23 protein-coding genes are annotated in these 18,162 nt (G+C 67.9%); 13 read left to right on the forward strand and 10 right to left on the reverse strand.

All coding sequences use genetic code 11. From position 1 onward, the window contains the following. The first annotated feature begins 40 nt into the window (after nucleotides 1–40). The 3 genes from ACRDNQ_RS12490 to ACRDNQ_RS12500 are packed head-to-tail and all read left to right on the forward strand — an operon-like array spanning nucleotide 41 to nucleotide 3,377. A complete protein-coding gene (locus ACRDNQ_RS12490; RefSeq protein ID WP_431828979.1) occupies nucleotides 41–988 on the forward strand; it encodes an ABC transporter permease in 948 nt (315 codons plus the stop codon). Continuing rightward, the gene (locus tag ACRDNQ_RS12495) at nucleotides 985–1,803 is read left to right on the forward strand and encodes an ABC transporter permease (RefSeq protein WP_431828980.1); all 819 of its coding nucleotides are present in this window, start codon (nucleotides 985–987) and stop codon (nucleotides 1,801–1,803) included. Before ACRDNQ_RS12490 ends, ACRDNQ_RS12495 begins: the two co-directional genes overlap by 4 nt. Further along, a complete protein-coding gene (locus tag ACRDNQ_RS12500) occupies nucleotides 1,800–3,377 on the forward strand; it encodes an ABC transporter ATP-binding protein (RefSeq protein ID WP_431828981.1) in 1,578 nt (525 codons plus the stop codon). The genes ACRDNQ_RS12495 and ACRDNQ_RS12500 overlap by 4 nt, the downstream gene beginning before the upstream one ends. Before the next feature lie 61 nt (nucleotides 3,378–3,438). Here ACRDNQ_RS12500 and ACRDNQ_RS12505 read toward each other — a convergent pair whose 3' ends face one another. From ACRDNQ_RS12505 to ACRDNQ_RS12520, 4 genes are read right to left on the reverse strand one after another with little or no spacing between them, the layout of a single operon-like run. Further along, the gene (locus ACRDNQ_RS12505; protein ID WP_431828982.1) at nucleotides 3,439–3,918 is read right to left on the reverse strand and encodes an NUDIX domain-containing protein; all 480 of its coding nucleotides are present in this window, start codon (nucleotides 3,916–3,918) and stop codon (nucleotides 3,439–3,441) included. Continuing rightward, nucleotides 3,887–4,963 carry a 5-(carboxyamino)imidazole ribonucleotide synthase gene (locus ACRDNQ_RS12510; protein ID WP_431828983.1) on the reverse strand — a complete coding sequence of 359 codons (1,077 nt, stop codon included), beginning with the start codon at nucleotides 4,961–4,963 and terminating at the stop codon, nucleotides 3,887–3,889. Before ACRDNQ_RS12510 ends, ACRDNQ_RS12505 begins: the two co-directional genes overlap by 32 nt. Further along, complete coding sequence (gene purE, locus ACRDNQ_RS12515) at nucleotides 4,956–5,435, reverse strand: 5-(carboxyamino)imidazole ribonucleotide mutase (protein ID WP_431828984.1); 480 nt, start codon at nucleotides 5,433–5,435, stop codon at nucleotides 4,956–4,958. The genes ACRDNQ_RS12510 and purE overlap by 8 nt, the downstream gene beginning before the upstream one ends. 51 nt (nucleotides 5,436–5,486) lie before the next feature. Next, nucleotides 5,487–5,711, reverse strand: a complete 225-nt coding sequence (locus tag ACRDNQ_RS12520) for a YdcH family protein (protein WP_431828985.1) — start codon at nucleotides 5,709–5,711, stop codon at nucleotides 5,487–5,489. Nucleotides 5,712–5,868: 157 nt separating this feature from the next. Here ACRDNQ_RS12520 and ACRDNQ_RS12525 point away from each other — a divergent pair, with 157 nt between their 5' ends. From ACRDNQ_RS12525 to ACRDNQ_RS12535, 3 genes are read left to right on the forward strand one after another with little or no spacing between them, the layout of a single operon-like run. Further along, nucleotides 5,869–6,285, forward strand: coding sequence for an Hsp20 family protein (locus ACRDNQ_RS12525; RefSeq protein ID WP_431828986.1), 417 nt, complete (start codon nucleotides 5,869–5,871; stop codon nucleotides 6,283–6,285). 12 nt (nucleotides 6,286–6,297) lie between these two features. Further along, nucleotides 6,298–6,525 carry a DUF1150 family protein gene (locus ACRDNQ_RS12530; RefSeq protein ID WP_431828987.1) on the forward strand — a complete coding sequence of 76 codons (228 nt, stop codon included), beginning with the start codon at nucleotides 6,298–6,300 and terminating at the stop codon, nucleotides 6,523–6,525. A gap of 22 nt (nucleotides 6,526–6,547) precedes the next feature. Continuing rightward, a complete protein-coding gene (locus ACRDNQ_RS12535) occupies nucleotides 6,548–7,309 on the forward strand; it encodes a metallophosphoesterase family protein (RefSeq protein WP_431828988.1) in 762 nt (253 codons plus the stop codon). Here the strand turns inward: ACRDNQ_RS12535 and ACRDNQ_RS12540 are convergent. Beyond that, the gene (locus ACRDNQ_RS12540) at nucleotides 7,293–7,607 is read right to left on the reverse strand and encodes a DUF6476 family protein (protein ID WP_431828989.1); all 315 of its coding nucleotides are present in this window, start codon (nucleotides 7,605–7,607) and stop codon (nucleotides 7,293–7,295) included. The genes ACRDNQ_RS12535 and ACRDNQ_RS12540 overlap by 17 nt on opposite strands. Here ACRDNQ_RS12540 and ACRDNQ_RS12545 point away from each other — a divergent pair. Beyond that, the gene (locus tag ACRDNQ_RS12545; protein WP_431828990.1) at nucleotides 7,606–8,625 is read left to right on the forward strand and encodes an RluA family pseudouridine synthase; all 1,020 of its coding nucleotides are present in this window, start codon (nucleotides 7,606–7,608) and stop codon (nucleotides 8,623–8,625) included. The genes ACRDNQ_RS12540 and ACRDNQ_RS12545 overlap by 2 nt on opposite strands. Here ACRDNQ_RS12545 and ACRDNQ_RS12550 read toward each other — a convergent pair. Beyond that, on the reverse strand, nucleotides 8,622–9,302 hold the full coding sequence (locus tag ACRDNQ_RS12550) for a DUF4386 domain-containing protein (protein WP_431828991.1): 681 nt from the start codon (nucleotides 9,300–9,302) through the stop codon (nucleotides 8,622–8,624). The genes ACRDNQ_RS12545 and ACRDNQ_RS12550 overlap by 4 nt on opposite strands. Nucleotides 9,303–9,601: 299 nt before the next feature. Here ACRDNQ_RS12550 and rpoH point away from each other — a divergent pair, with 299 nt between their 5' ends. Both rpoH and ACRDNQ_RS12560 read left to right on the forward strand, forming a co-directional pair. Next, nucleotides 9,602–10,498: an RNA polymerase sigma factor RpoH gene (gene rpoH, locus ACRDNQ_RS12555; protein ID WP_431828992.1), complete on the forward strand. Its 897-nt coding sequence runs from the start codon at nucleotides 9,602–9,604 to the stop codon at nucleotides 10,496–10,498. 85 nt (nucleotides 10,499–10,583) lie between these two features. Next, complete coding sequence (locus ACRDNQ_RS12560) at nucleotides 10,584–11,576, forward strand: Gfo/Idh/MocA family protein (RefSeq protein ID WP_431828993.1); 993 nt, start codon at nucleotides 10,584–10,586, stop codon at nucleotides 11,574–11,576. A gap of 89 nt (nucleotides 11,577–11,665) precedes the next feature. Here the strand turns inward: ACRDNQ_RS12560 and ACRDNQ_RS12565 are convergent, their stop codons facing one another. Next, complete coding sequence (locus ACRDNQ_RS12565) at nucleotides 11,666–12,868, reverse strand: pyridoxal phosphate-dependent aminotransferase (protein WP_431828994.1); 1,203 nt, start codon at nucleotides 12,866–12,868, stop codon at nucleotides 11,666–11,668. An 89-nt stretch (nucleotides 12,869–12,957) separates the two neighbouring features. Here ACRDNQ_RS12565 and ACRDNQ_RS12570 point away from each other — a divergent pair, with 89 nt between their 5' ends. The 3 genes from ACRDNQ_RS12570 to ACRDNQ_RS12580 all read left to right on the forward strand — a co-directional run bounded on the left by ACRDNQ_RS12570 (nucleotide 12,958) and on the right by ACRDNQ_RS12580 (nucleotide 14,247). Further along, on the forward strand, nucleotides 12,958–13,383 hold the full coding sequence (locus ACRDNQ_RS12570) for a helix-turn-helix domain-containing protein (protein ID WP_431828995.1): 426 nt from the start codon (nucleotides 12,958–12,960) through the stop codon (nucleotides 13,381–13,383). Then, entirely contained in the window at nucleotides 13,376–13,630 is a 255-nt protein-coding gene (locus ACRDNQ_RS12575; RefSeq protein ID WP_431828996.1) for an FAD assembly factor SdhE, read from the forward strand. Before ACRDNQ_RS12570 ends, ACRDNQ_RS12575 begins: the two co-directional genes overlap by 8 nt. Nucleotides 13,631–13,749: 119 nt before the next feature. Then, complete coding sequence (locus ACRDNQ_RS12580) at nucleotides 13,750–14,247, forward strand: MarR family winged helix-turn-helix transcriptional regulator (RefSeq protein WP_431828997.1); 498 nt, start codon at nucleotides 13,750–13,752, stop codon at nucleotides 14,245–14,247. Between the two features lie 28 nt (nucleotides 14,248–14,275). Here ACRDNQ_RS12580 and ACRDNQ_RS12585 read toward each other — a convergent pair whose 3' ends face one another. The 3 genes from ACRDNQ_RS12585 to ACRDNQ_RS12595 all read right to left on the reverse strand — a co-directional run bounded on the left by ACRDNQ_RS12585 (nucleotide 14,276) and on the right by ACRDNQ_RS12595 (nucleotide 16,947). Then, nucleotides 14,276–14,704, reverse strand: a complete 429-nt coding sequence (locus ACRDNQ_RS12585; protein ID WP_431828998.1) for a VOC family protein — start codon at nucleotides 14,702–14,704, stop codon at nucleotides 14,276–14,278. Nucleotides 14,705–14,779: 75 nt separating this feature from the next. Then, nucleotides 14,780–16,096: a hypothetical protein gene (locus ACRDNQ_RS12590; protein WP_431828999.1), complete on the reverse strand. Its 1,317-nt coding sequence runs from the start codon at nucleotides 16,094–16,096 to the stop codon at nucleotides 14,780–14,782. Nucleotides 16,097–16,149: 53 nt separating this feature from the next. Beyond that, nucleotides 16,150–16,947 (reverse strand): hypothetical protein, encoded by a 798-nt coding sequence (locus ACRDNQ_RS12595; RefSeq protein ID WP_431829000.1) that lies wholly within the window; start codon nucleotides 16,945–16,947, stop codon nucleotides 16,150–16,152. A 243-nt stretch (nucleotides 16,948–17,190) separates the two neighbouring features. Between ACRDNQ_RS12595 and thyX the strand changes: the two genes are divergently transcribed. Continuing rightward, nucleotides 17,191–18,099: an FAD-dependent thymidylate synthase gene (thyX, locus tag ACRDNQ_RS12600; protein WP_431829001.1), complete on the forward strand. Its 909-nt coding sequence runs from the start codon at nucleotides 17,191–17,193 to the stop codon at nucleotides 18,097–18,099. Nucleotides 18,100–18,162: the final 63 nt, after the last annotated feature.

An 18,162-nucleotide genomic window follows, 5' to 3' on the forward strand; every position in this document is an offset into this window, starting at 1 on the left:
CCCATGGCGCGGCGCCCGGCCGTGGCATAGGCTCGGGTCCATGCTTGCCTTTCTTCTTGGCCGCCTGACCTCGCTTGCGCTGAGCCTTCTCGTGGCAAGTCTTGTCATCTTTCTTGTGACGGACGTGATTCCGGGCGACCCCGCCGCCTTCATGCTGGGGCTCAACGCCGATCCGCAGGCGCTTGAGGCGCTGCGAGAGCAGATGGGCCTGAACGACCCCCTGCCGGTGCGCTATCTGGCCTGGGCCGGGGGGATGCTGGCGGGCGATTTCGGCACCTCGCTGACCTACCGCGTGCCGGTGGTCCAGCTTGTGGTCGCGCGGCTCTGGATCTCGCTGCCGCTGACGCTTTACGCACTGCTTCTGTCCACGGCCATCGCCATTCCCGTGGGCCTGATCGCCGCCGCGCGGCGCGGGCAGGCCGCCGACGTGGCGGTGATGGGGGCGACGCAGCTTGGCATCGCGGTGCCGAACTTCTGGTTCGCGATGCTGCTGGTTCTGTTGTTCGCGATCCAGCTTCAGTGGTTTTCGGCCGGCGGCTTTCCGGGGTGGGAGGCGGGCTTCTGGGCCGGCGTCAAGGCGCTGACCCTGCCTGCAGTCGCGCTGGCGCTGCCGCAGGCCTCGATCCTTGCGCGGGTCATGCGCTCGAGCGTGCTCGAGACATTGGGGCAGGACTACATCCGCACCGCCCGCGCCAAGGGGCTGAGCCGCGCCCAGGCCACCCGCCGCCACGCCTTCCGCAACGCGCTGATCCCGGTGATGACGATCCTCGGACTTCAGTTTTCGTTCCTGCTGGCCGGCGCGATCATCATCGAGAACGTCTTTTTCCTGCCCGGCCTCGGGCGGCTGATCTTCCAGGGCATCACCCAGCGCGACCTGATCGTGGTGCAGTCGGTCGTGATGCTTCTGGTCTTTGCCGTGATCGTCGTGAACTTCCTTGTCGACCTGGCCTATGCCGCCATCGACCCCAGGCTGAGGCGGAAGGCATGAGACTGCCCGCCTCCCTCTGGATCGGGGCCGCGCTCAGCGTCGTCTTCGTCGCGGCGGCGATCGTGTCGTTCCTCTGGACGCCCCATGCGGTCGAGGCGATGAACATCCAGGGCCGCTTCCTGCCACCGGGCGGAGGGCATCTTCTTGGCACCGATCACCTTGGCCGCGACATGCTGTCGATGCTGATGGTGGGCGCCCGCACCTCGATCGCGGTGGCGATCGTGGCGGTCGGCATCGGGATCCTGGCGGGGGTGCCGCTTGGGCTTCTGGCCGCCGCGAACCGGGGCGGGATCGTCGACGAGATCATCATGCGCGGCAACGATCTGGTCTTCGCCTTCCCGTCGCTTGTCATCGCGATCCTGATCACGGCGGTCTTCGGTCCCTCGGCAGTGAACGCGATCCTGGCGATCGGGATCTTCAACATCCCGGTCTTCGCCCGTGTCACGCGCGGCGCGGCGCTGCCGCTCTGGACACTCGATTACGTCATGGCGGCGCGGGTCGCGGGCAAGAACCGGGCGCGGATCAGCGTCGAACACATCCTGCCCAACATCGCGAACCTTCTGATCGTGCAGGGCACGATCCAGTTCTCGCTTGGTATCCTCGCCGAGGCGGCGCTGAGCTATGTCGGCCTCGGCGCGCAGCCGCCCACGCCAAGCTGGGGCCGTATGCTGGCTGAAAGCCAGACGATGATTTCCTTCGCGCCGATGCTGGCGATCCTGCCCGGCCTTGCCATCGTCCTGACGGTGCTGGGGCTGAACCTGATGGGCGACGGATTGCGCGACATCCTCGACCCCCGGCTGAGGCGCGCGCGATGACGCTTCTTTCGGTCGAGGGCCTGTCTCTGGACATCCGCGGCACGCCGATCCTGCGCGACGTCGCCTTCGACATCGGCGAAGGCGAGATCTTCGGCATGGTGGGCGAGTCGGGCTCGGGCAAGTCGCTGACCGCGTTGTCGCTGATGCAGCTTCTGCCCCATGGCGCGGGTGTCTCGGGCCGCGCGATGTTCGGCGGCAGCGATCTTCTGGCGCAGACCGAACGCGCCATGTGCAGCATTCGCGGCCGCGACATCGGCATGATCTTCCAAGAGCCGATGACGGCGCTCAACCCGGTGCAGACCATCGGTGACCAGGTCGCCGAGACGCTGCGTGTGCACGGCATCCACCGCCGCGACGAGGCCATGCGGGTCGCGCGCGAAAGGCTTGACCGCGTCGGGCTGACCGCCGACCGTTTTCCTCTTGATCGGTTCCCGCACGAGCTGTCGGGTGGCCAGCGCCAGCGCGTGTGCATCGCCATGGCGATCGCCCTGCGCCCGCGGCTGCTGATCGCCGACGAACCCACGACCGCGCTCGACGTGACCACGCAGGCCCAGATCCTCGACCTGCTTGGCGATCTGGTCCGGGACGAGGGGATGGCGCTGATGCTGATCACCCACGACCTTGCCGTGGTGTCGGGGTTGGCCCACCGGGTCGCTGTCATGAAGGACGGCACGATCGTCGAGACGGGCGAGACGCGCGGGCTTTTTTCGCGCCGGCATCACCCCTACACCCAGCGGCTGATCGCGGCCTCGGCGCATGTGCCCGACCGCAAGCCGATGGCCACGGACCGGCCGCTTCTGTCCGTCGAGGGCGCCGTCCGCGATTATCCGCTGCCCCGCCGCACCCCCTTCGGCCCGCGTCCGCAGTTCCGGGCGGTCGACGGGGTCGACCTGACGCTGAGAGCGGGTGAAAGCCTTGGTCTTGTGGGCGAATCCGGGTGCGGCAAGTCCACGCTGACGCGCGCGATCCTTGGCCTGGAGCCGCTGCAGGGGGGGCGTATCACGCTGGATGGCGACCCGGTTCTGGCCCCCCATGTGCCAAGCGCGGTGCGGCGCAGGATGCAGGTGGTCTTTCAGGATCCCTTCGGGTCCTTCAATCCGCGCCACCGGGTCGACCGTCTGGTGGCCGAGCCCTTTCACCTGACCGACACGGCGCCCGCCGAACGGCGCGATCGGATCGCCGAGGTGCTTCTGGCGGTGGGCCTGAAGCCCGCCGACGCCGACCGCTATATTCACGAGTTCTCGGGCGGTCAGCGCCAGCGCATCGCCATCGCCCGCGCTATCGTGATCCGCCCCGAGCTTGTGATCCTGGACGAGGCGGTCTCGGCCCTCGACGTGTCGATCCGGGCGCAGATCCTCGACCTTCTGGCCGAGCTTCAGGGCAGCTTCGGCCTGTCCTATCTGTTCATCAGCCACGATCTGTCGGTGGTGCGCGCGATCACCGACCGGGTGATGGTGATGCAGGCGGGCAGGATCGTCGAAGAGGGACCGACCCCACGGGTCTTCGACGCGCCGGGGCATCCGTATACCCGGCGACTGATCGACGCGACGCCGCGGCTTGAGCTGGTGGGCTGAAGCCGGGGGCTTTGCCCCCGGACCCCCAGGATACTTGCGGGTCGATGGAGGTCTTTGCGGATTATCGGACGATCGGTTCGAGCGGGTCGTAGAGGGCGGGCCCCTCGTCCCCCCAGGCCGCGCGGCCCAGACTGTCGGGCTTGACGCGCAGCCGGGCGAATTCCCCAGGCGTGACGAAGCGATGGCGGTTCACGATGCCTTCGGGGTCGCGCCAGCCGGCCGGGATCGCCGGGGTCAGCAGGCGGCAGCGGAAGAACATCTCGACCTGGTGAAAGCCGCTGGCGGGGTCGTGAAACTCGTTCACAAGGGCAAGCGTGCCGACCTCGACCGACAGGCCGGTTTCCTCGTGCACTTCGCGGCGCAGGTTCTCGGGCAGCGAGGTGCCGGGTTCGACCCCGCCGCCGGGCGCGCACCACAGGTCGCTGGCCTCGCCCGGATAGGCGTTGACCAGAAGCAGCCGGCCGTCTTGCACGATCAGGCCGCGCACCGCCAGCCGGGGAGAGCGGACCCTAAGACCCAAGGCGCGTGACGTGGTTGACATGGCCCATCTTGCGGCCCGGCCGCGCCTCGGCCTTGCCGTAAGCATGGATCGCCGCGCCGGGGGTCGCGGCCAATGCCGGCAGGCGCTCGATGTCGGCCCCGATCAGGTTCTCCATCGTCACGTCGGCGACGCGGTCGGGCGCGCCCAGAGGCCAGCCCGCGACGGCGCGGATGTGCTGTTCGAACTGGTCGACCGCGCAGGCGTTCTGCGTCCAGTGGCCGGTGTTGTGGACCCGCGGCGCGAATTCGTTGACGAGAAGGGCGTCGGGCGTCACGAAAAGCTCGACCCCGATGACGCCCACATAGTCGAGCGCGTGAAGGATCTTCGCGGCAATGCCTGCGGCCTCGACCCGCTGGGCGCCGGACAGGCGGGCGGGCAGGGTGGTGGTGCGCAGGATGCCGCCCTCGTGCACGTTTTCGCCCGGCTCGTAGGACACGACATGGCCGTCGAGACCGCGCGCCGCGATCACCGAGACCTCGCGTTCGAAGGCGATCATGCCCTCGAGGATCGCGGGCGCGCCCGCCATCGCGGCCAGGGCCGCGTCGGCGTCGGTGGCCGTCGCGAGCCGCGCCTGTCCCTTGCCGTCGTAGCCGAAGCGCCGCGTCTTCAGGATCGACGGTGTGCCGATCTCGGCGACCGCCACCGCAAGCTCGGCGGCATCGCCCGCTGGCGCGAAGGGCGCGGTGGCAAGCCCGAGACCGGCAAGGAAGGTCTTTTCGCTCAGCCGGTCCTGGCTGACCGACAGCGCGCGACTCCCCGGACGGATAGGGCGCGAGGCGCCCAGGATCTCAAGCGCTGCGGCGGGGATGTTCTCGAACTCGTAGGTAATGACCGCGACGTCGTCGGCGAAGGCGGCAAGGGCCGTGTGGTCGTCGTAGCCCGCCGTCGTCACGGCGTGGGCCACATGCGCCGCAGGCGCTGCGGGATCGGGATCGAAGATGTGGCAGCGGTAGCCAAGGCGCGCGGCCGCGACCGACAGCATCCGGCCAAGCTGTCCGCCGCCGAGGATGCCGATGACGCTGCCTGCCGGAAGGGGGTCAGTCATCCGCGGGCTCGTCCGGGATCGAGGCCGACAGCGCCGCGCGCCAGGCGTCAAGCCGCGATGCGAGTGCCGGGTCCGAAAGCGCAAGGATGCCGGCCGCCATCAGGCCCGCGTTCGCCGCGCCGCCGATCGCCATGGTCGCCACAGGATAGCCCCTGGGCATCTGGACGATGGAATAAAGGCTGTCAACGCCACCGAGCGCCTGCGTCTGCACCGGCACGCCGATCACGGGAAGCCGTGTCTTCGAGGCCATCATGCCCGGCAGGTGCGCGGCCCCGCCGGCGCCGGCGATGATCACCTTCAGCCCGCGGTCAACGGCGGTCCGGCCATAGTCCCAAAGCCGGTCGGGCGTGCGATGGGCCGACACGATGCGGGCCTCGTAGGGTACGCCCAGTTCGTCGAGAATCGCGGCGGCCGCCTTCAGCGTGGGCCAGTCGGACTGGCTGCCCATGATGATGCCTACATCCACGCCCACTGCCGCGCCTCCGTGTCTTCGGGGAAGCGGCACTATAGCGGGACCAAGGCCTTACGCAATGATGTCGGGGGTCAGCGTGTCCTCGATCTGCGCGATCCGGTCCTTCAGCTGGAGCTTCTGCTTCTTCAGCCGGCGGATGGTCAGCTGGTCGCCCGTGCCCTTCTGTTCGAGCGCGAGGATCGCCTCGTCGAGATCGCGATGTTCGCGTCGCAGCACCTCGAGCCTGACGCGCAGCATCTCTTCGGACATCATGGTCATCGGCGTGGTGACGTTCATCTTCGAACCGTCTCAATCCCCTGGCGCCCCAACATAAGCGATTCTCGTGCTTTCAGGCAAAAAAATGCGACTTGCAGGGTGCTGGAGTGGACCCCATATTTCGCGTGTGGCCGCCAGACAGGGGCCACGACGACGGTCGCTTTTCGAAGGACACGTGATGACGAAACTGACTTTGGGGTCCCATCCCTTCCTTCTGGGGTTCGACCAGCTCGAGCGGCTGGTGGAGCGCACGGCCAAGTCCGATTCGGCCGGATATCCGCCCTACAACATCGAACAACTGGGCGAGAACGCCTTCCGCATCTCGCTTGCGGTCGCGGGGTTCCGCGAGGACGATCTTGCGATCACGCTTGAGGATCGGCAGCTGGTGATCCGCGGCCGGCAGTCCGACGAGGACGAGAGCCGCGTCTTCCTGCATCGCGGGATCGCCGCGCGCCAGTTCCAGCGCAGCTTCGTCCTGGCCGACGGGGTCGAAGTGGCCGGCGCTACGGTCGAGAACGGGCTTCTGCACGTGGATCTCAAGCGCGCGGTGCCCGAGTCTGTGGTGCGCCGTATCGAGATTTCCAAGGCGAAGTGAGGGGATGAGCAGATGAACACGCCATACGATTTCGACAGGATCGACGAGAACCGGATCGTCTATGTCCGGCCCGTCGCCGTGGCCGACCTGCCCGAGGACGTGCGCCAGCAGGCCCAGGGCATCGACCAGCTTTTTGCTGTCCACAACGCCGAGGGCGAGCGTCTGGCCCTGGTGCGCGACCGCAAGCTTGCCTTCGTTCTGGCCCGGCAGAACGACCTTGCGCCGGTGAACGTGCACTGACCGGCCGGCGGACATTGCGCGAATGAAGTTCGCGGCCATCGCCGACATTCACGGCAACTCGGCCGCGCTGCGCGCCGTTCTTGAAGACATCGACCGTCAGCGCATCGACCGGGTGGTGAACCTGGGCGATTCGCTGTCGGGTCCGCTCGACCCGGCGGGGACGGCGGATCTTCTGATCGACCGTGGCTTTCCCACGGTCGCGGGCAACCACGACCGGGCCCTGATCGACCGGCCCCTCGCCGCGATGGGCCTGTGGGAACGGTGGACACATCCGCATCTGAGCGAGAGGCACCTTGCCTGGATCGCCGCGCTTCCCGCCACCTTGCGCTGGGAAGAGACGTTTCTCTGCCATGCCACGCCCACCGATGATGAGACCAACTGGCTTGACGTTCGCAGCCCGAAGGGCCGCATGGAGATGGCCGATCGCGATCACGTCGCCGCCCTGCTTGGCGATGTCGCCGAAGGTCTGATCCTTTGCGCGCATACCCATGTCCCGCGCATGGTGCGGATCGGCGACCAGACCATCCTGAACCCCGGGTCGGTGGGATGCCCCGCCTATCTTGACGACCGCGAGGTCGACCCCTTCATCGCCGAAACCGGCGCCGGCGACGCGCGCTATGCGGTGGTCGAGCGCGTGGGCGACACCTGGCGGACAAGCCTGCGCACGGTGCCCTACGACCCCTCGGAAATGGCCGAGCGCGCCCGGGCGAACAATGCCGAAAGCTGGGTTCTTGCGATGACTTCAGGCTGGTTTACCGGCGATGCGGTCAGTCGGCCGGGGTGATCTCGACCCGCTGCCTCAGGGCACCCGTCGCCCGGTCGAAGATCAGGATCTCGTCGCCCGCGGTCACCACCGCGTACCAGTCGCGCCCCTGCGTGAAGGCCTGCGCGCGGGCGCCGTCCGGCAGGGCGATGCTGTCAGGCAGCGGCAGGGTTTCCGGCGCGGGGGCCTGAAGCCGGATGACAAGCAGCGCCACCACAGTTACAAGCCCAAGGATCATGACAGCCGTCAGCACCGTCACCAACAGCCTGAGAAACCTCAGGTTTCGCGCCTCGGCCTCCGGGATCGGGGGCTGATCCATGGCATCCTCGCTGATCCGCGTGATCCTTGGCGACGATCCGCCGTCGCGCCTTGATAAGGCACTGGCCCGCGATGTGCCAGACGAGGCGCATCTGTCGCGCTCGCGGCTTTCGCGGCTGATCGCCGAGGGCGCCGTGTCGAAGGATGGCGCGCCGGTGACCGACGCGAAGGCGCGCGTCGCGGCGGGCGAGGTCTACGAGGTCAGGGTCGACGAGGCCGCAGAGGTCGACACCGCGCCCGAGGACATTCCGCTGGCGGTCGTCTACGAGGATGCCGATCTTGTCGTGATCGACAAGCCCGCGGGGATGGTGGTTCACCCCGCTCCGGGCACGCCTGGCGCCACGCTTGTGAACGCGCTTCTGCATCATTTCGGCGGCAGCCTTTCTGGGGTGGGGGGCGAAAAGCGCCCCGGCATCGTTCACCGCATCGACAAGGACACGACCGGACTTCTGGTAGTAGCCAAGTCGGATGCCGCCCACCATGGCCTTGCCGCCCAGCTCGAGGATCATTCGATGACCCGCGAGTACGTCGCGCTGTGCCACGGTGTCCCGGACCCGGGCGACCCCCGCCTGCGCGGCGTGCGCGGCACCAGTTTCGAACTCGGCGGGGTGTTGAAGATCACGACACGCCTCGACCGCCATCGCACCGACCGCCAGCGGCAGGCCGTGTATTTCGACCGCGGCCGCCACGCCGTGACCCGCGTGACGGTCGACGAGGCCTTCGCCGATCAGGCGGCGCTGATCCGCTGCCGACTCGAGACCGGGCGCACCCACCAGATCCGCGTCCACCTGTCCCACGCGGGCCATGCGTTGATCGGCGACCAGATCTATGGCGGACGGCGCAGGATCAACGCGAAGGTGCTGGGCGCGGCCGCCGCTGATGCCGCGGCAGCCTTCCCCCGGCAGGCGCTGCACGCCTCGGTCCTGGGGTTCGATCATCCGGTCACGGGCGAGCGGATGGAGTTCCAAAGCCCGATGCCCGCCGACATGGCCGCCCTTGCCGCCCTGCTGCGGGGCTAGGCGGCACGCGGCGCAGCCCGGTGGCGCGGGAGGCCTGCAAGGAGCGCGATGCAGAACGCGGTCTCGGCCAGAAGGGGCAGGGCGTAGGCGGGTTGAAGCAAGGCGTTGACCTCGGGCGCCAGAAGCCGGGTGAAGCTGCCGGCAAGATAGACAAGGCCCGCCCCGCCAAGAAGCCCCGCAAGCCATACAGGCACAAGGCCCGAGCGGCACAGCAGCCAGGCTGTCAGCACCGTGTTCACGCCAAAGAAGATCAGGCCGAAGTCATAGCCGGCGCCATGCAACTCCATGAGGAAAAGCGCGCTGCGGGCCGGGTCGGTCACATCTGCGTTGGCCAGCAGGACAACGCCGATCGGCGCCAGAAGGCTGGCCCCGATGATGGCCGCCTGGATCAGGCGCAGGACCATCGCGGTCAGCGCGACCTCGCGGTGGACGTGACGCAGAAGGGCGAAGAGCAGCACAGAAAGTGCCACGTCGGCAAGAAGCATCACCGCGTCGGCGGCGATGCTCGCCCTCAGAAGCGGCAGGTGGGCGCCGATCGCCGCCCAGGTCGCCTCCGCATCGCCGGGCTGGATCAGGCGGGCGCGCACGCCCAGTTCGCTCCAGATGCCGGCGGCGATGATGACGGCGTAAAGCGCGCCGGCGGCGCGCGCGGTTCGGGTGATCAAGTGGGTGTGCATCATGGCCTCCTTATCCCGGACAGGACCGGTGACGCGGGGATAATGAATTACGGTATGCATGGAAATTTGTGATATAGGCATTCTATCCATGCAGGATCGCATGGATTGGTGCCAATGCAGGCGGCGCGCCGCCGCTCAACACCAGTGCGTGAGCGCACTGACACAGGGCTTTCCTTTTCGTCCGCGTCGTTCATGCTTTGTCAGCACAGGCACGTTAGCGGTCACATCTTGATCTGAACCGAATAGTTCACTATCTATGTTAAGCCTCGCAACATGCGAGGCGAGCAAGGGAGAAGTCCATGGCCACATACGCGAATCTTCCCGCGCCCAGTCCCGAGCAGGGCCTGAACCGGTATCTGCAGGAAATCCGCAAGTTCCCGATGCTGGAGCCGGAGGAGGAATACATGCTGGCCAAGCGCTGGGTCGAGGATCAGGACACCGACGCCGCGCATCAGCTTGTCACGTCGCACCTGCGGCTCGCAGCGAAGATCGCCATGGGCTATCGCGGCTACGGCTTGCCGCAGGCCGAGGTCATTTCCGAGGCCAACGTTGGCCTGATGCAGGCGGTCAAGCGCTTCGATCCCGAAAAGGGCTTCCGTCTTGCGACCTACGCGATGTGGTGGATCCGGGCTTCGATCCAGGAGTATATCCTGCGTTCGTGGAGCCTTGTGAAACTTGGCACGACCTCGGCGCAGAAGAAGCTGTTCTTCAACCTGCGCAAGGCGAAGGCCCGGATCGGTGCGCTTGAGGAAGGCGACCTTCGGCCCGAACACGTGGCCCGGATCGCGCATGACCTGAGCGTGACAGAGGACGAGGTGATCTCGATGAACCGGCGCCTGTCGGGGGGCGACGCCTCGCTCAACGCGACGGTGTCGGCCGATGGCGAAGGCGCCGCCCAGTGGCAGGACTGGCTTGAGGACGAGGATGCCGACCAGGCCGCCGATTACGCCGAGCGCGACGAGCTCGAGATGCGGCGCTCGCTTCTGGCGCGGGCAATGGACGTTCTGAACGAGCGCGAGAAGGACATCCTGATGCAGCGGCGCCTGCAGGACCAGCCGGTTACGCTGGAAGAACTGTCGACGCAATACGACGTCAGCCGGGAACGTATCCGCCAGATCGAGGTGCGCGCCTTCGAGAAGCTGCAAAAGCGCATGCGCGATCTTGCGCGCGAGAAGGGCGTCCTCGAAACCGCCTGACGCCACCCCGTCCGGGGGCCGTGCCCGGTTTGCACGGGCCGGCCCGAGTGATAGCCTCCCTCGCAGAAGCGAGGGAGGCTTTTTCATGTCCGATCCGGTCCGCTGGGGGGTGCTTGGCGCCTCGAAATTCGCGCGCGAGCAGATGGCCCGCGCCCTTCATGCCGCCGACGGCGCCGACTTCGTGGCGCTGGCCACCTTCGACCGGGCGAAGGCAGTCCCTTTCCAGGCCTTTCGACCGGGCCTGAAGGTGCATGGCAGTTACGAGGACCTTCTGGCCGATCCCGAGATCGAGGCGGTCTACATCCCGCTGCCCAATCACCTGCATGTGCCGATGACGAAGATGGCGCTGGAGGCGGGCAAGCACGTGCTTTGCGAAAAGCCGATCGCGCTGCGGGCCGGCGACATCGACGGGCTGATCACCGCGCGCGACGCCTCGGGGCTGTTCGCGACCGAGGCCTACATGATCGTCCATCACCCGCAGTGGCAGCGGGCGCGGCAGCTTCTGCGCGAAGGCGCGATCGGGCGACTTCAGCATGTCGAAGGGTTCTTCGCCTACGACAACTCCGGCGATCCGGGCAATGTGCGCAACAAGGCCGATCTGGGCGGCGGGGGCATCCCCGACATCGGCGTCTATACCTACGGCGCGACGCGCTGGATGACCGGCGAGGAACCCGTCGAAATCACCCATGCCGACGTCACCTTCGAAAACGGCGTCGACGTGATCGCCCATGTGCTGGCCCGCTTCCCGACCTTCACGGCGCATTGGGTGAATTCGATGCGGATGCATCCGGCGCAGGAGATGACCTTCCACGGCACCGACGGCCTTCTGCGCCTGACCGCGCCGTTCAACGCGGGCCTGTTCGGCGAGGCGCGGGTCGAGCTGCATCGCAACGGCAAGGGGCCGGGCGCGCCTGCGGTCACTGTCGAGCGGTTTCCGGCGGCCAACCACTATGTCCTGCAGGTAGAGGCCTTCTGCCGGACCCTGCGCGAGGGCGAGGCCTATCCTTGGACGCTGGAGGACGCGCGCGGCACGCAGGCGATGATCGACGCGGTCTTCGAAGCCGCCGGGCGCGGCTAGCCGGCCGGGGGGCGGGGGCTCTGCCCCCATCCCCGCTGGCGCGGGGATTCCCCCGGGATACTTGCCCCAAGAAGAACCCCGGAGGGGTGTCAGGTGAGCGCCGCGCAGAAGCGCCGGATGCGTGTGCAGGCCTCGGTCAGGGTTGCCTCGTCGGTGGCGTAGCTCACGCGGAAGTTCGGAGAAACCCCGAAGGCCGCGCCGAACACGACCGCCACGCCCTCCTCGTCGAGAAGGGCCGTCGCGAAGGTCTCGTCATCGGTGATGTGCACGCCCTTGGGCGTCGTCTTGCCGATGCAGCCCGCGATCGAGGGATAGACGTAGAAGGCGCCTTCGGGCACCGGGCAGGTGACGCCGGGCGCCGTGTTCAGAAGGTCGACGACAAGGTCGCGGCGGCGCTGGAACAGGCGGGCGTTGTCCTTCAGGAAGTCCTGCGGGCCGTTGAGCGCCTCGACCGCGGCCCACTGGCTGATCGTGCAGGGGTTCGAGGTGGACTGCGACTGCACCTTGCGCATCGCCCCGATCAGCGCCTTGGGGCCGGCGGCATAGCCGATCCGCCAGCCCGTCATCGCGTAGGCCTTCGAGACGCCGTTCACCGTGAGCGTGCGGTCGTAAAGCCCGGGCTCGACCTCGGCCGGGGTGCAGAAGGTGAATCCGTCGAAGGCGATGTGTTCGTACATGTCGTCGGTCAGGACCCAGACATGGGGGTGGCGCATCAGCACATCGGTCAGGCCCTTGAGTTCGTCGCGCGAATAGCCCGCGCCGGTGGGGTTCGAGGGCGAGTTGAAGATGAGCCACTTCGTCTTCGGCGAGATCGCCGCCTCGAGCTGGGCCGGCGAGATCTTGAAGGCCGTGTCGATCCCGGCGGCCACGGTCACGGGCGTCCCGCCTGCAAGCAGCACCATGTCGGGATAGCTGACCCAGTAGGGCGCGGGCAAGATGACCTCGTCGCCGGGGTTCAGCGTGGCCATGAAGGCGTTGTAGAGCACCTGCTTGCCGCCGGTGCCGACGCTGACCTGGTCGGGCGTGTAGGTCAGGCGATTGTCGCGGGCGAACTTGGCGCAGATCGCGGCCTTGAGTTCGGGGATGCCGTCGACGGCGGTGTACTTCGTGCGCCCGGCGTCGATCGCCGCCTTCGCGGCGGCCTTGATGGAGTCGGGCGTGTCGAAGTCGGGTTCGCCCGCGCCAAGGCTGATGACATCGCGGCCCCGCGCCTTCAGCTCCATCGCGAGGTTCGAGACCGCGATGGTGGGCGAGGGTTTCACGCGATCGAGCGTCGCGGACAGAAAGCGCATGGTCGTCTCCGGTTGGACAGTCGGGCGCTCGTGTCATAGGTAGGGGAACGAGGCCGATCAAGCGCCACCACGCCACGCGGGAGGAGAAGATGCCTGAAAACGCAGCCGCCACCGATGCAGACTGGTTCTCGGACGCCGCCGCCACCTTCGGCGACCGGCTTGCCGGGGCCCGCGAGGCCGCCGGACTGAGCCAGGCCGACCTGGCGCAGCGCCTTGGCGTGACGCTGGAAAGCCTGCGGTCATGGGAAGACGACCGGTCCGAGCCACGCTCGAACCGGTTGCAGATGCTGGCCGGGCTTCTCAACGTCTCCATCGCCTGGCTTCTGACGGGCGAGGGCGAGGGGCTGGAAGCCCCGCCCCAGGATCGGCCTGCGGCATCGGAACCGGCGGCGATCCCGGACGAACTGGGGCCCGCGGTCCTTGCCGAGATCCGCGACATCCGCGCCCGCATCGAGGCCGAGGTGGCGCGGCTTGCCGCGCTTGAAGCGCGTCTGGCAGGGGGCAGGAATGGCTGACGAGATCCGCCTCAAGCGCCTGAAGATCCGCGCCTGGAGGCGGGGCACGAAGGAGATGGACCTTGTCCTTGGCCCCTTCTGCGACGACGAGGCTGCGAGCCTGAGTGAACCCGAGCTTGACCTGTTCGAGGCGCTGCTGGCCGAGAACGACCACGATCTTTACGGCTGGGTCACGGGCCAGGCCCCGGTGCCGGACCGTTTCGCCCCGCTGATCGGACGCATTGCGCGCCACGCCGGCGCGCTGTGATCGCCTGTCGGGGCCGGCGCGCAGCCCGGTCAATTCGATGCGAGTTTTTGGCTCTTTAACCGGATATTCGGATTTTTCCGCGATGCCACCTTCTGCGACCGGAACAGGCGGAGCGGCGGATGAGCATGCATCAGACCCTTGGGCAGACAGAAACACGCGGGTTTCTTGACGATTACCTCGAAAGCCTGTCGCTGGTGGAACGGCTGCACCGGCTGCTTCTCGACGTCATCAAGGACGAGTTCGAGCGTCTTGGCATGCTGGAAATCAACGCGGTCCAGGCGCTTTTGCTGTTCAACATCGGCGACAACGAAGTGACCGCGGGCGAATTGCGCACGCGCGGCTACTACCAGGGCTCGAACGTCAGCTACAATCTCAAGAAGTTGGTCGACATGGGATACATGCACCACCAGCGGTGCGAGATCGACCGTCGTTCGGTTCGCGTGCGCCTGACGCCCAAGGGCCGCGAGGTCCGGCGCGTGGTCGGCGATCTGTTCGCCCGCCATGCCCAGGGGCTGGAGCGCAGCGTCGCGAACGATGCGGGCGGGCTGGGTGCGCTCAATCGCGCGCTGCACCGGGTCGAGCGTTTCTGGGGGGACCAGATCCGCTATATCTACTAGGGGCGGCGACCCGTCCCGGGGCCACGTCCTACCAGTGGCCGGTGTTCTCCATGCTTGCCCAGGGTTCGGCCGGTGGCAGCGCCTCGCCCTTCTGCAGAAGCTCGATCGAGACATTGTCGGGCGAGCGTACGAAAGCCATGTGCCCGTCGCGCGGGGGGCGGTTGATCGTCACGCCTGCGTCCATCAGGCTTTGACAGGCCGCGTAGATGTCGTCGACGGCATAGGCCAGGTGGCCGAAGTGCCGGCTGTCCGACGGCAGGCCTTCGTCCCCGTCCCAGTTGTAGGTCAGTTCGACCGGGCAGTCCTCCTGGCCAGGGGGCGCCATGAACACCAGCGTGAAGCGGCCCTTGTCGTTTTCGAAGCGCCGCGTCTCCTTCAGGCCCAGAAGCTCGTAGAAGGCCATGGATTTCTCGAGGTCGAGCACGCGCACCATCGTGTGCAGGTATCGGATCGTCATGTCTGTCCTCCGGTCATCTGCCGCGACCCTAGGCGGTCGCGCGCGCGCGTTCCAGTCCCGCCGCACGCCGCGCCGTCAGAACACCGAGGTGATGCCCAGGCGGATCCCGATATCCTCGGCCTCGTAAAGGCTGATGTTCGACAGGGTGCGCGAGGCTTCGATCGTCATTGTGGGGCCGAAGCCATAGAAATTCCAGGCCGGCGCGCCCAGCGTGGCCCATATCCCCAGGCGCGTGTCCTGCCGCCCGTCGGTGGTGAAGGGCGAGGCGTCGTAGAGCCGCCGCTCGACGTTCAGCCCCACCCCCAGCGTCGTCGGCCCGATCACGGGTTCGGCGAAGGTGTAGTCGACCTCGACCAGCACTGCGTCGTTGTCGATCTCGATCGAGTCCGACTGCACCAGCCGGACCCCGCCGCCAAGGCCGAAGACGTCGCCGTTTCCGGCTTGCCAGATCCGCCGCAGGTCGACCCGCGACACCCAGGCGGATCGGTCGGGGTCGTCAAGGCGCTTCTGCCGCTCGACCGAGGCGGCCAGCGTCGCCAGTGACTGCTGGCCCGGCGCCCATTGCGCCATGAGGCCCCCGCGCAGGTAGTCGCTCAGCGGTGCGCCGCCATAGCGGTTTCGCCCGGCCAGCGTATCGAAGCGCAGCACCACGTCGTCGGACCAGCTGCTGACCACCTGCGAGAGCCCGACCTCGATCGCCTCGAAGGCGTAGTCGGCACCACGTGCCTCGGGCGCCTGGCGTCGGGCCTCGTCCGACAGGACGACCTGCTGCACGGCGAAGCCGGCATAGGCCTGCGCGGGCTGTCCGCCCAGCCCCGCGAACCGCAAGCGCGCCGAGCCCGACACAGCGATCTCGACCCCCGACAGCGCCTGCGCATCGCCGCTCAGCACGAAGGGCAGGCCGGCGATCTCGACGATGTCCGCCCGCGAGCCGTTGTTGACGTTCGACGAGGGAACCACGCTGAAGGACAGCGAATAGGACCAGGGCGTGCGCGCGCGCACCGACCGGAAGTCGCGGATCGCTGCGGCGCGCAACTCGTCGGTCGGGGCCACCTGGGCGGCGCGTCGCAGCCAGAACTGCGCGATCAACCCTTGTTCGCGCAGGAAGTTGCCGGCGGCAAGCTCCATCGCGGCGGCAAAGCGTTCGTCGTCGGTCGCGGCAGCGGCGTTCGCCCGCCGCGCCGCGTCAAGCGCCCCCTCGACATCCCCCGCCGCGCGACGGATGCGCGCGACAAGGATCCAGGCCACCGCGTCGTCGGGATCGCGCTGCAAAAGCGCCGCGGCGATGGCGGCCGCGTCCTGCTGCCGCCCTTCGGCTTCGAGGGCCACGGCGATCGCCCGGGCCTCGGGGATCGACACCTCGACCTCGGCCGCGGCCGGACGCCCCGCCATGGCCGGGGCAAGCGCCGAAAGAAGGCAGATCGCCCGCCACAGGGGCCGGGGCGTCAGGGGCAAGCAGGATCGGCGCCCGCCGTTCCGCAGCGCGCCACGTTGAACGACCCGAATTCCCGCACCGTGCTGCCCTGGATCGGCGTGAACACCATCACGCCCGCCACGTCGGTGGCGTCGACGCCGCCGAAGATGCCGCCATAGGTGCCGCTGGTGGTGAGGTCCGGGAACTGCGTCGCTCCCAGGAACTCGCCATTGGCGTCGATGCGGGCGGTGGCCAGCGTCTGGGCGGGAAGGGCCGCGCCGCCAACGATCGCGCGGTTGCCGATCTCGCCGCCGACCTCCATCGCCGCGAACCTGGCCTCAAGCCGCGCCGTCCCCTGGGTGCGGACCGGATCGGTCGCGCCGGTGCCGAAGACCCCGGCGTAGGACCCGATGTAGGTCGCGGTGCCTGCGCGGGGCACGGACCAGGTGTCGATGCGCACATAGGTGCTGCCGCCGAAGGCGTCGCCGGCGAAGGCGTTGTCGCCTACCGCGCCCGCCACAAGGGTGCCGCGCGGGTTCTCGCGGAAGAGGGCGAGGAAGCTGCGATCGGGGCTTTGCCGGGCCACGTAGGCCTCGTAGCCCGGAACGTCGAGGTCGGGCCGCCGCGTGTAGTCGGCCACGAAGGCCGTCCCGTCGAGGTCCATGTCCAGGCGCAGCGTGTCGGCCACCGCGTCATAGCTTGCCGCGTTCAGGTTTCCGGCCAGTTCCGCGGGAAAGACCGGCGTGCCGCCGATCGTGCCGCCCTGGTTCTCGCCGTCGCAGGCGGCCAGAAGTGCAACCGCGGTGATCGACAACGCCTTGCGCAGCATCGCGCCCTCCCCCGGACATATGATGCGCCCATAGTCCGGGGCCGGGGTCGGGGCTGTCAATCATCCCGTGGCGGAATTCGGCCCCTGTGGCGGGCCGATGACAGGCCGTGACGCGCAGACTGTCAGCCTATTGTGTTTCCACGCCTGCCCGCCGCCAGATATAGTGTGGCCGAGTCGCACCCCGACTCGCCGACCGACTCGCACCCCGACTCACGCCGCCACGACCCCCGAAGGAGCCCGCCGATGCCGCTTTCCCCCGACCAGATCGCCGAGATCGACGAGCTTCGCGCCACCCCGCGCCCCACGCTGCGCGCCGTCTCGGACGGGATCGAGGCGCATCTTTACCGCGCCATCCCGGTGCTTGATCACGGCTTCGTCCGGGTGATCGACTACATGGGCGACGACGCCGCCATCGTGCAGGCCGCGCGCGTCAGCTATGGGCGTGGCACCAAGGCCGTGCAGAACGACGAAGGCCTGATCCGCTATCTCATGCGGCACTGGCACTCGACCCCCTTCGAGATGTGCGAGATCAAGCTGCACGTGAAGCTGCCGGTCTTCGTCGCCCGCCAGTGGATCCGCCACCGCACCGCGAACGTGAACGAATACTCGGCCCGCTATTCGATCCTCGACCGCGAATTCTACATCCCCGCGCCCGAACACCTGGCCGCGCAATCCACCGTCAACAACCAGGGCCGGGGCGAGGTCCTGACCGGCGAGGAAGCCGCCCGCGTGCTCGACATCCTGCGCGGCGACGCCATGCGCAGCTATGACCACTACGAGGAAATGCTCAGCCAGGACGGCCAGCAGGGCCTTGCCCGCGAACTGGCGCGCATGAACCTGCCCGCCAACATCTATACCCAGTGGTACTGGAAGGTCGACCTGCACAACCTGTTCCACTTCCTGCGCCTGCGCGCCGACGCCCACGCCCAGTACGAGATCCGCGTCTACGCCGAGGCGATCTGCGACGTGGTGAAGGACTGGGTCCCCTACGCCTGGGCCGCGTTCGAGGATTACCGCCTGGGCGGCGTGACGCTGTCGGGCAAGGCCGTTGACTGCCTGCGGCGGATGCTTTCGGGGGAAGAGGTCACGCAGGAGACCAGCGGCATGAGCAAGGGCGAGTGGCGGGAGTTCATGGGGGTGGTGAGGGGGTAGATGAAGACCATCTTCACACAAAGACATGGGGTAAGGTGTAAGCTGTTCGGGGAGGCACACCAC

It is taken from the genome of Saliniferula longa, assembly GCF_050789285.1.
Classification (GTDB): Bacteria; Pseudomonadota; Alphaproteobacteria; order Rhodobacterales; family Rhodobacteraceae; genus CAVPWP01.